The organism is Paraburkholderia sp. Tr-20389 (assembly GCF_017104565.1).
Taxonomy (GTDB): Bacteria; Pseudomonadota; Gammaproteobacteria; order Burkholderiales; family Burkholderiaceae; genus Paraburkholderia.
Genome location: NZ_JAAGPD010000029.1, coordinates 132091 through 142027, shown reverse-complemented (window position 1 = coordinate 142027; position 9937 = coordinate 132091). Strand labels below are relative to the sequence as shown.

Sequence of the window (9937 nt, the reverse complement as noted above, 5' to 3'; positions counted from 1 at the left end):
ACGTGGGCGCGCTCACGCGCCTGCTGGAACTGAGCGATAACGACCTGATGGACTTGCTGCTCGCACGCAAGGAACCGGAAGGCGACCTCGCCGACGCAGATGTCAGGCGGGTGCTGGAGATGCTGCGCACCGCGTGAACCGCAGTGCGCGCAGGCTGGTTCCAGCAAACAGCAGCGCCTCTCGTCTCTCATCTCGCGCTCGGGCGAGCCTGAACACTCAGCCCGACGCGAGATGCCTCTACTGTGCTTCGACGTTGCTCGTCGATTGCCACGCGTTTCCCCAGAAACCACCAGCGGTAAGCACGTGAAATGCATTTTTGTTGACGAGAGTCGGCAAAAAATGCCGCTAGCCTAAAGCGTCCCCCGATATTGCCGTTAAACCGGTTTAGTCAACTCATCGCCGGCGCAGGCTGGCATCGATCAGCATGCGCAACGTTACGGTACGGGCCAGCCTTCTTGCTTTGCTTGTGGTATTCGCGTCGATGATTCTGCTGGGCGGCGTGGTCGGCATCGGAGCGCTGAAGATCACCAACGGCAATGCGCAGAATCTGCGCGACATGGCGCGTCAGACGATTCTCGTCAACGATGCCTACAAGGACACGGCGCGCACGCGTTCGGCGCTGATGCGCGCTTACACGGCGCTGAAGGAACGCAACGACACGGCGACGCGCGATTCCGCGTTGCAAAGCGCACAACGCACGCTCGATCTGTCGGCGCGCGAGACGCAGGCCTTCGAGAAAGCGCCTGCATTCGACGGCATCGACGCCACGCTCAAGCAGCAGGTGCTCGAGTCGGCGGCTCAGCTCGCCACCGCGCTCAATCGTGCTTGCGACGCACTGCGCAGCGGCGACACGGCGGCATATGCAACGCTCAACGACAGCGACATCACGCTATCGGGTCAGATCTACTCTGCCAACGTGGAGAAATTCCAGAAGCTCGCAAACCAGCTTTCCGACGATGCGCTCGCGAACGGCAACCAGCGCTTTCAGTGGATCGTCGGCACGGTGATGCTCGGCATCGCGATCGCCGTCGGTCTGATCCTGCTCGCGTACCTCGCACTGCAGCGCACGGTGACCGGGCCGCTCGCGCAGGCTGCCGACGCGCTCGATCGCATCGCGTCGAACGATCTGACGGTGCGCGTGCCCGACGCGAGCAAGAGCGAGATCGGTCAGCTGTTTGCCGCGATGCACCGTATGCAGTCGAGCCTCACGCGCACGGTGTCGGGCGTGCGCGAAAGCTGCGAGGCCATCAACACGGCGGCGCGTGAAATTGCGGCGGGCAACCTCGATCTGTCGAGTCGCACTGAAGAGCAATCGGCATCGCTCGAAGAAACGGCCGCGAGCATGGAGGAACTCACGTCGACGGTGCGCCAGAATGCCGAGCACGCACGCGAGGCGAACAAGCTCGCGACCGATGCTGCCGATCTCGCGCAGCAGGGCGGCGAGGTCGTCGAGCGCGCGGTGCAGACGATGGCCGAGATCAGCGCGAGTTCGAGCAAGATCGCGGACATCATCGGCATGATCGACAGCATCGCGTTCCAGACCAACATTCTCGCGTTGAACGCGGCCGTCGAGTCGGCTCGCGCGGGCGAGCAGGGTCGGGGCTTCGCGGTCGTCGCAGGCGAAGTGCGCACGCTCGCACAGCGTAGCGCGGGCGCGGCGCGCGAGATCAAGGCGCTGATCGGTGCATCCATCGATCACGTCGAGAACGGCAACGGCCTCGTCACGAAGGCGGGCGCAACGATGACGGAAATCGTGCGTTCGGTGCGCAACGTCGCGGGCATCATGGGCGAAATCACCACGGCGACGTCCGAACAAAGCGACGGCATCGAGCAGGTCGGCCACGCGGTGAGCCAGATGGATCAGGTCACACAGCAGAACGCCGCGCTCGTCGAGCAGGCTGCTGCGGCTGCGAGTGCGCTGGAAAGCCAGGCGCAGACGATGCGCGAAGCCGTGTCGGCATTCAAGCTGGCGAAGTCGTTCTGATTCTTTTTGCTTCATAGAACCGATCTGTTTTTAGCGGGTATCGCTCTGGCAATAATCTGGAAGTTCTTTTTCGCGCCAGAAAAGATGCCCGCTCACTCTCTCTCGCTCATTCGAAGCCGGGAAAAGTTCCAACGCAACGCGTGATGCAGATTTGCCGTTCGAGCCAATGACATCAAGGTTCGGATGACATCGGCAAGATCTCTGAGATCGCGCGTGTGTCTATTGTGCATTTCATAGCACTACTGTATTTCACTTGACGCACAACCGGTCGTCACAAAACGTCAGACGATCTGAAGCATCGACTAAGAGTTGTTCGACACGATCACAAGTGTTGTTCTGCCGCTGGTATTTACGTGCTGCACCCGCTTTCACATAATCCGCTCAATTGCTGCGAACGGTTGTTCGCAGTGAAGCGGTGGCGGTATGCGCCTTGCCGGATGGCATGACGTGCGAACGCTTGAGATGGGCATTCATTAAGGCGGTATGCCCCGGATATCAAATCGCAGCAGCGATCATCGCTCCACCTAATCGTGCTTTGCCAACAGGAGCTTCCATGCAAAACGATATCCTTCCTCAAGCGCCGTCGCGTCGTCGCTTTATCAGCGTGGCTGCTGCTGCCGTCGCTAGCGCGTCGTTGAGCCGGCTCGCTTTTGCAGAAACGGATCAGGCCGTCACTGAAGTGGCGTCTGCGACGGGCGGCGGTGACAAGACGGCCATTCGCAAACTCCGCATTCATGTGCCGGAGTCACAACTGACTGATTTGCGCAGACGAATCAAGGCAACACGTTGGCCCGCACGCGAGACCGTCACGGACGCATCGCAAGGCGTGCGGCTCGCGACAATGCAGAAGCTCGCGCGCTACTGGGCGACGGACTACGACTGGCGCAAGGTCGAAGCAAGACTGAATGCGCTTCCGCAATACGTGACGGAAATCGACGGGCTCGACATTCATTTCATTCACGTACGCTCGAAGAGCAAAAATGCGCTGCCGATGATCGTCACGCATGGCTGGCCAGGTTCGATCATCGAGCAACTGAAGATCATCGAACCGTTGACCAATCCGACGGTGCACGGCGGGAATGCATCGGATTCATTCGACGTTGTGATTCCGTCGCTGCCTGGCTACGGTTTCTCAGGCAAGCCGACAGAGGCAGGGTGGGATCCACAGCGTATTGCACGCGCATGGATCGTGTTGATGAAGCGGTTGGGCTATACGCGTTACGTGGCGCAAGGCGGCGATTGGGGCAATGCCGTGACGGAGCAGATGGCGCTGCTTGCGCCGCCGGAACTGCTCGCCATTCACACCAACATGCCCGCCACCGTACCCGACGACATCGCGACTGCACTCAAGTACGGCAACCCCGCGCCCGCTGGACTTTCATCCGACGAACAGCACGCATTCGAACAACTGGATTACTTCTACAAACACGGTCTCGGTTATGCGCAAGAGATGGCGAACCGTCCGCAGACACTGTACGGCATCGAAGATTCGCCGATTGGTCTTGCTGCATGGATGCTCGATCACGACGCCGCGAGTCAGGCGATGATCGCGCGCGTGTTCGATGATCAACCGGAGGGACTTTCGCGCGATGACGTGCTCGACAACGTCACGCTGTATTGGGTGACGAATACGGGCATCTCTTCAGCGCGTTTGTATTGGGAAAACAAGCTGGTTTTCTTTGCGCCTAAGCATGTGGCTATCCCCGTCGCGGTCAGTGTGTTTCCCGACGAGATTTACGCTGCGCCGAAGAGCTGGACAGAAAAGGCGTATCCGAAGTTGATGCACTATAACCGCTTGCCCAAAGGCGGACACTTCGCAGCATGGGAGCAGCCGCAAGCGTTCACGGAAGAAGTTCGCGCGAGCTTTCGCCCGGTGCGTTGAATGCGAGCACGGCGGCTTCCGTCGCCGCCGCGCTCAATGCGATCGCCCGTCATAGTGCGTGACGGGCAGTGCATCGATATCGATATCTTCCAGACAGCGCACGTTGATGGCCGCCATCGCATGGCCGTCAGGCGCCGTGCCTTCGCCATGAGTATGTATGCCGCATACAGGGCAAAAGATATGACGGATCACATGCTTGTTGAAGGTGTACGTGCTGGTGTCGTGCGCGGGTGTCGACAGGTGCAGATGCTCGATGGGTACGAACCACATCAGCGAGCCTTTGCGCTGGCATATCGAACAATTGCAGGCCATGACGCTGGTCGGTTCGCCTTCGACTTCGAAAGCGATGCGTCCGCAATGACAGCTTCCCTTGTGCGTCATGGCAATCTCCTTATGCGTGGTTGGCGAGCGTGTCTCGCGTCGATGATAACGACGTACGAACGTTCCATTTGCAGTGTGACATAAAGTCATCTTCAGTCGGTCGTTGGCGTGCCGTAAACAAGTTGTAACCAACCAAAAAGGCACGACCGCAATGAAACTGAGCCAACTGAAGGTGTCGACGCGTCTGCTAGTCGGATTCGGACTGTTGACGGGTTTGCTGCTCGCTGTAGCGCTGATCAGTTTCTATGGTTTATCCGCGCTGAACGATAAGCTCGACGAAATTGCACGCGTCAATGGTACGCAAGCGCGTCTTGCCAACGAGTTACGCGCGTCGATTCAGGATCGCGCAATCGCGATGCGCAACGTCGTGCTCCACACGAGTGCCGCTGACAGGCGCGCCGAAGCCGAACGGATCGCGAAGCAGAACGAGTTGTATGCGGATGCGTATCAGAAGCTCGATCGTTCGTTCGCAGAAGAGGTTGGTACGGACCCGCGCGAGCGTGCGCTGATGGCGGCGCTCAAGCAGGATGAAGCCGCTGCCGTCGCGCCGATGAACAAGGTGATCGAACTCTGTCTGGCGAACGACACGATCGTCGCGACGCAACTCCTGCTTGAACAGGCGCGGCCGACGCAAAGGGTGTGGCTCGCGCGTGCAACGGAACTGGCGAACTTCGAGGATCAGGCGAATCAGGCCGCGCAGCAAGACGCCATTACGACCTACTCGCATATTCGAGTGCTGATTGCAGTGATCGTCGCAGCATCGATTGCGCTCGCGCTTGTCACGGCCACGTTCATCACGCGCAGCATCCTGCGGCAACTGGGCGGTGAGCCGGCCACTGCACAGGAAATCGCCGCGCAGATCGCGCAGGGCAATCTCGCCGTCAAGGTCGATCTTTCGAATAGCGATGCGGATAGCCTGATGGGATCGCTCGACACGATGCGGGGACGTCTCACGTCGATTGTCGCTGACATCAAGACGGCTGCGGAGTCGATTGCGATGGCGGCACGCGAAATCGCGCAAGGCAATACCGATCTGTCGCAGCGCACGGAAGAGCAGGCGGCGTCGCTGGAAGAAACGGCTGCGAGCATGGAAGAACTCACGTCGACTGTCCGGCAGAACACCGAGAACGCGCGCCAGGGCAGCACGCTCGCGGGCAATGCATCACAGACGGCGAGCACGGGCGGAGACGTTGTGCGCAAGGTCGTCGCAACGATGGACGACATCTCGTCGAGTTCATCGCGTGTGTCCGAGATCATTTCGGTAATCGAAGGCATTGCGTTCCAGACGAACATCCTCGCGCTCAATGCCGCCGTCGAAGCGGCGCGCGCGGGCGAAGAGGGACGCGGTTTCGCCGTCGTTGCGGGCGAGGTTCGCACGCTTGCGCAACGTAGCGCAGCGGCTGCGAAGGAAATCAAGGAACTGATCGAGACGTCGGTGTCGCATGTGACGACGGGCTCGACGCTCGTGCACGACGCAGGCGACACGATGGACGAAGTCGTGCGCTCCGTGAAGCGCGTGACGGACATCATGAGCGAGATCGCCGCGGCATCGACAGAACAGTCGACGGGTATCGAGCAGGTCAACACGGCTGTCGCGCAGATGGATCAGGTGACGCAGCAGAACGCCGCGCTCGTCGAGCAGGCGACGGCGGCTGCGCAGTCGATGGCCGATCAGGCGGACAGCCTCAAAGCGGCGGTGGCGATGTTCAGGCTCGAAGGCGGCGAGCCTGTCTCGCTCGCAACGAAGGCGCGTGCGATGCCCTCAAAGCAACAAGCGGTGTCTGCGAAGAAGGCCGTCGTGCAACGCACGGTTCGAAACGACGTGACGGCCGCAGTCGATTGGGAGACGTTCTGATTGGCCGGTTGTTGAGCGCTCGAATTATCGAGGTGTTGCGATGCGACCGCATATACTGCATGAGGAACGTGCGCAGAATAAGGCGCACCCGATAATTCAGGAGCAGCCCATGACCTCACAGCAACGTCATCTCGCCGAAGCCATCGAACTCGCGTATGCGAATGTCGAAAACGGTGGCCGTCCGTTCGGCGCGGTGATCGTCAAGGATGATGAAGTGATCGCGACGGGCGTGAACGAAATCCTACGCACCAACGATCCGACCTCGCACGCGGAATTGAACGCGATTCGTGCGGCGAGTCGGAAACTCGGTTCGCCGAGTCTCGCAGGCTGCACGGTGTATGCGAGCGGCCATCCCTGCCCGATGTGCCTCGCTGCGATGCGGATGGCGGGCGTCGGCGAAGTCGTCTATGCGTATTCCAATGAAGACGGCGCGCCTTATGGCCTCTCTACAGCGGCTGTTTATGCCGATCTGGCAAAGCCTTTCGCCGAGCAATCGATGAAGATCCATCACGAGCCGGTTCGTCTTGAATCACGCGCGGATCTTTTCGCTAGCTGGAAAGAGCGGCAGGGCGCGTAGCGTCTGTTCATGCAGCAAAGCGAACATAGCGCGCGCCCGGCAACGCGATCTGATGTGTCCATGCCGCCAGTGTGCGCGCGACGACGGGCGCCTTGCTGAGAATCGCGCTATCGTAGACTTTGCCTGCGAAGCGCAATGCATCGACGATACGGAATCCCTGCCCGCGATAGAAAGAAACGAGATGCGAAGCCGGGTAGGGTGTATCGAGTGCGAGTTCGGCATAGCCGCGCGTCGCTGCCCAGTGCTCGGCGAACGCGAGAAGTGATTTGCCGATGCCCCGATTTTGCCAGGACGGATCGATCGCAAGCTGGCGAATCGTCGCGACATCTCGCCGATGATAATGCTCGCAGGCCGATTCGCTGTCGCTCGCATAGAGCGTCATGGTGCCGATGATTTTCCCGCCACTGACCACTACGAAGCAGTCGCCGCCGAGAGCGCGACGCATCGTGACGGCCACATCCTGATCCACACACGTGCAATTCAGCCCCATCATGCCAAGACGCGCGAACGCGCGATGCAGCATGGTCGTGAGTTGCTCGTACGAGTCACGCGAAGGATCGAATCGCCGTAGCACGATGCGGCCGATACCACGCTCGATGCGAGCGAGGGGCGAGTGCGCGGCGAGTGTTGCGTGGCGCTTCGACATGATGTGTCTCCAGGCTTCCAGAATGAACTGAAGTCTAGAGTTGGCGTTTATGTGCCACAAGAAAAAATGTCGTAAAGAATTGCGCGTCATTGCGTTTCTTTTTGCACATCATTGGCCTGGTTTTACAGCATTTTTATTCTTGCTGTATCGGCGCCGGCGCGTTGAAGCGGATTCGCTTCAATCACTGAGCCGGCGCGTTTCGGCTTTACGTGTTCTGAATCAGCAGACCCAGCGGCGCCAGCGGACCGACGGGAATCAATTGATACTTCGCAAAGCCGCCGGCAGCGAGCGGCAGCGCATGAACCGCCACTTGCGCTTCGTCGACGGATTCGACGTTCATCAGAAAGATCACGCCCGGCGCATCCTGCCGGTACCAGAACTGTTCGATCTTGCCGTCGAGATATAGCTTGAGTGTAGCGGGCACTTCGTTGGGCATGATCTGCTGACGCTGCTCCGGCGTGAGCGGCTGGGTGATCGAGGCGATAGCGATGACTTTCATGAATCTCTCCTGGTTGGTGGCGCGCGATGTTGCGCGACGCAGTGCAATGTAGTCTTCGGGCGAGAAAACCTGTATCGTCGTATATGACAACTTTAGGGTCATTCACGCCATGCGCATCGCCGTGCTCGCACTCGATGGATTGTTCGATACGGGGCTCGCTGTGACGCTCGACTCGCTCGGCGCCGCCAACAAGCTCGCTGCCCGGCTACCGGGCGTCACACCGCGCTTCGACGTGACTGTGGTCGGCGTACGCAAGCGTGTGCGCTCCGGGCACGGCTTCGCGATTCCCGTGCAGCCGATCACGCCCGATTTGAAGCCGGATTGGGTGATCGTGCCCGCGCTCGGCGCGACGACGCCGGACCTGCTGATTCCCGCCCTCGCGCGTGCGGACGTCAAGCAGGCCACCGCACAATTGCAGACTTGGCACGCCGAAGGCGCGTTGATCGCAGCATCGTGCATCGGCACTTTTCTGGTCGCCGAAGCAGGTCTGCTCGATCACCGGGAAGCGACGTCGACGTGGTCGCTCGCGCCGCTCTTCAGGCAGCGCTATCCAAAGGTCGCGCTCGACGAATCGCGCATGCTGATCGCGTCCGACATCGGCGTGACGGCGGGCGCGGCGATGGGGCATCTCGATCTCGCGCTGTGGCTCATCCGCAAGACGAGTCCGGAACTGGCCACGCTCGTTTCGCGCTATCTGCTAGCCGATATCCGATCGCTGCAGGCGCCTTACATCATCCCGAATCATCTGGCGCAGGCGGACCCGCTCATGCAGCGTTTTGAACGCTGGGCGCGCGATCATCTGAAAGAAGGTTTCTCGCTACAGGAAGCGGCCAACGCGCTGGCGACCAGCGCACGCACGCTGCAGCGCCGTTGTCAGGAAGTGCTTGGAAAATCGCCGCTCGCGTACTTTCAGGACTTGCGGGTCGAGCGTGCGCAATCGCTGCTGCACGGCAGCGGCCTCGATCTCGAAGCGATTGCGGCGGAAGTTGGATATGTCGATGGTGCGACGCTGCGAACGCTGCTGCGTCAACGCCTGGGGCGGGGAGTGAGGGAACTACGCGCGGATTTGCGCTAGTCAAAAGATCCAGGCGACGCGCGATGAAGGAGGCAGTGCATACTTCCTCCTTCATCGCATCGTGCTTAGTCGTAAAGCACGGCAGAGATCTTCGGGTCGTTCATGTTCGACTTGTCGTACCAGTAAAAGCCGGTATCGACTTTCTTGGGCAGCTTCTCGCCTTTTAGCGCCTTCACGGCCGAATCGACGACGCACTTGCCGATGCCGATCGGGTTCTGCGTAATCGCGCCCGCCATCAGGCCGGACATGATGTCTTCCTTCTGCTCCTTGCCTGAGTCATAGCCGATCAGCACGAGCTTTTTGCCAGACTCTTTGACGCCGATCGCAGCGCCTTCCGCCGAACCTTCGTTGGCGCCGAAAATACCTTTGATGTTCGGATTGGCCTGAATCATCGCCTTGGCAATTTCCGCCGACTTCAGGTGGTCGCCCCCACCGTATTGCACGGAAACGATCTTGACGTTCGGATGCTTCGACTTCATTTCATTCAGGAAGCCGTCGCGCCGGTCGATACCCGTGCGGCTCGTCTGGTCGTGCACGATGACGCCGACTTCACCGGAATCGCCGATCATTCCGGCCATCTTGTCGGCGGCGAGTGCGGCGGCCGCGAGATTGTCCGTTGTGCAAGTAGTCAGCGGAATATCGCTGTCGACGCCCGAGTCGAACGCGATGACGGGAATCTTGCCGGACTGCGCGCGCTTGAGCAGGGGAATGGCCGCCTTGCTGTCGAGTGCCGCGATGCCGAGCGCCTGCGGCTTCTTGGCAAGCGCGGCCGACAGCATGTCGATCTGTTTATCGACCATTGCCTCCGTTTCCGGCCCTTCGAACGTGATGCGGACGTTGTGCTCCTTTGCGGATTGCTCCGCGCCAGATTTGACGGCTTGCCAGAACTGATGCTGGAAGCCTTTCGAAATGAGCGGAATGTAGGGCTCGTCAGCGTAAGTCAGACTGCTTGCGCCAGCGAGCGCCCCGACACCGATCGCGATACCGATTAGTCTTCTTTTCAACATGGGGTTTCTCCTCCTAAGGTGGGCTATCGAC

9 protein-coding genes and 1 pseudogene are annotated in these 9937 nt (G+C 60.1%); 6 read left to right on the top strand and 4 right to left on the bottom strand.

Annotation, left to right across the window (positions count from 1 at the left end; translation table 11 throughout):
- The 3 genes and pseudogenes from G3N95_RS25135 to G3N95_RS25125 all read left to right on the top strand — a co-directional run.
- Positions 1-137 (top strand): annotated as a pseudogene (locus G3N95_RS25135) (succinate dehydrogenase assembly factor 2); the annotation flags it as partial.
- A gap of 287 nt (positions 138-424) precedes the next feature.
- Positions 425-1984 (top strand): methyl-accepting chemotaxis protein, encoded by a 1560-nt coding sequence (locus G3N95_RS25130; RefSeq protein WP_205972769.1) that lies wholly within the window; start codon positions 425-427, stop codon positions 1982-1984.
- 553 nt (positions 1985-2537) lie between these two features.
- The gene (locus G3N95_RS25125; RefSeq protein ID WP_205972768.1) at positions 2538-3866 is read left to right on the top strand and encodes an epoxide hydrolase; all 1329 of its coding nucleotides are present in this window, start codon (positions 2538-2540) and stop codon (positions 3864-3866) included.
- 33 nt (positions 3867-3899) lie between these two features.
- Here the strand turns inward: G3N95_RS25125 and G3N95_RS25120 are convergent, their stop codons facing one another.
- A complete protein-coding gene (locus G3N95_RS25120; RefSeq protein ID WP_205972767.1) occupies positions 3900-4247 on the bottom strand; it encodes a GFA family protein in 348 nt (115 codons plus the stop codon).
- Between the two features lie 151 nt (positions 4248-4398).
- On the opposite strand from G3N95_RS25120, the gene G3N95_RS25115 reads away from it, so the two are divergent.
- A complete protein-coding gene (locus G3N95_RS25115; RefSeq protein WP_205972766.1) occupies positions 4399-6102 on the top strand; it encodes a methyl-accepting chemotaxis protein in 1704 nt (567 codons plus the stop codon).
- A gap of 109 nt (positions 6103-6211) precedes the next feature.
- Positions 6212-6679 carry a nucleoside deaminase gene (locus G3N95_RS25110; protein ID WP_205972765.1) on the top strand — a complete coding sequence of 156 codons (468 nt, stop codon included), beginning with the start codon at positions 6212-6214 and terminating at the stop codon, positions 6677-6679.
- A 7-nt stretch (positions 6680-6686) separates the two neighbouring features.
- On the opposite strand, the gene G3N95_RS25105 is transcribed toward G3N95_RS25110, so the two are convergent.
- Together G3N95_RS25105 and G3N95_RS25100 are read right to left on the bottom strand one after the other, a co-directional pair.
- Positions 6687-7325: a GNAT family N-acetyltransferase gene (locus G3N95_RS25105; RefSeq protein WP_205972764.1), complete on the bottom strand. Its 639-nt coding sequence runs from the start codon at positions 7323-7325 to the stop codon at positions 6687-6689.
- A gap of 205 nt (positions 7326-7530) precedes the next feature.
- On the bottom strand, positions 7531-7824 hold the full coding sequence (locus G3N95_RS25100) for a hypothetical protein (protein ID WP_205972763.1): 294 nt from the start codon (positions 7822-7824) through the stop codon (positions 7531-7533).
- A gap of 109 nt (positions 7825-7933) precedes the next feature.
- On the opposite strand from G3N95_RS25100, the gene G3N95_RS25095 reads away from it, so the two are divergent.
- Positions 7934-8899, top strand: a complete 966-nt coding sequence (locus G3N95_RS25095) for a helix-turn-helix domain-containing protein (RefSeq protein ID WP_205972762.1) — start codon at positions 7934-7936, stop codon at positions 8897-8899.
- A 65-nt stretch (positions 8900-8964) separates the two neighbouring features.
- Here G3N95_RS25095 and G3N95_RS25090 read toward each other — a convergent pair whose 3' ends face one another.
- On the bottom strand, positions 8965-9906 hold the full coding sequence (locus tag G3N95_RS25090; protein WP_205972761.1) for an ABC transporter substrate-binding protein: 942 nt from the start codon (positions 9904-9906) through the stop codon (positions 8965-8967).
- Positions 9907-9937 lie beyond the last annotated feature (31 nt).

What these genes read in the sequence shown, in the direction of transcription:
- G3N95_RS25120 (WP_205972767.1), bottom strand. Translation starts at nt 4,247, where the DNA reads ATGACGCACAAGGGAAGCTGTCATTGCGGACGCATCGCTTTCGAAGTC.
- G3N95_RS25125 (WP_205972768.1), top strand. Translation starts at nt 2,538, where the DNA reads ATGCAAAACGATATCCTTCCTCAAGCGCCGTCGCGTCGTCGCTTTATC.
- G3N95_RS25105 (WP_205972764.1), bottom strand. Translation starts at nt 7,325, where the DNA reads ATGTCGAAGCGCCACGCAACACTCGCCGCGCACTCGCCCCTCGCTCGC.
- G3N95_RS25100 (WP_205972763.1), bottom strand. Translation starts at nt 7,824, where the DNA reads ATGAAAGTCATCGCTATCGCCTCGATCACCCAGCCGCTCACGCCGGAG.
- G3N95_RS25095 (WP_205972762.1), top strand. Translation starts at nt 7,934, where the DNA reads ATGCGCATCGCCGTGCTCGCACTCGATGGATTGTTCGATACGGGGCTC.
- G3N95_RS25110 (WP_205972765.1), top strand. Translation starts at nt 6,212, where the DNA reads ATGACCTCACAGCAACGTCATCTCGCCGAAGCCATCGAACTCGCGTAT.
- G3N95_RS25115 (WP_205972766.1), top strand. Translation starts at nt 4,399, where the DNA reads ATGAAACTGAGCCAACTGAAGGTGTCGACGCGTCTGCTAGTCGGATTC.
- G3N95_RS25130 (WP_205972769.1), top strand. Translation starts at nt 425, where the DNA reads ATGCGCAACGTTACGGTACGGGCCAGCCTTCTTGCTTTGCTTGTGGTA.
- G3N95_RS25090 (WP_205972761.1), bottom strand. Translation starts at nt 9,906, where the DNA reads ATGTTGAAAAGAAGACTAATCGGTATCGCGATCGGTGTCGGGGCGCTC.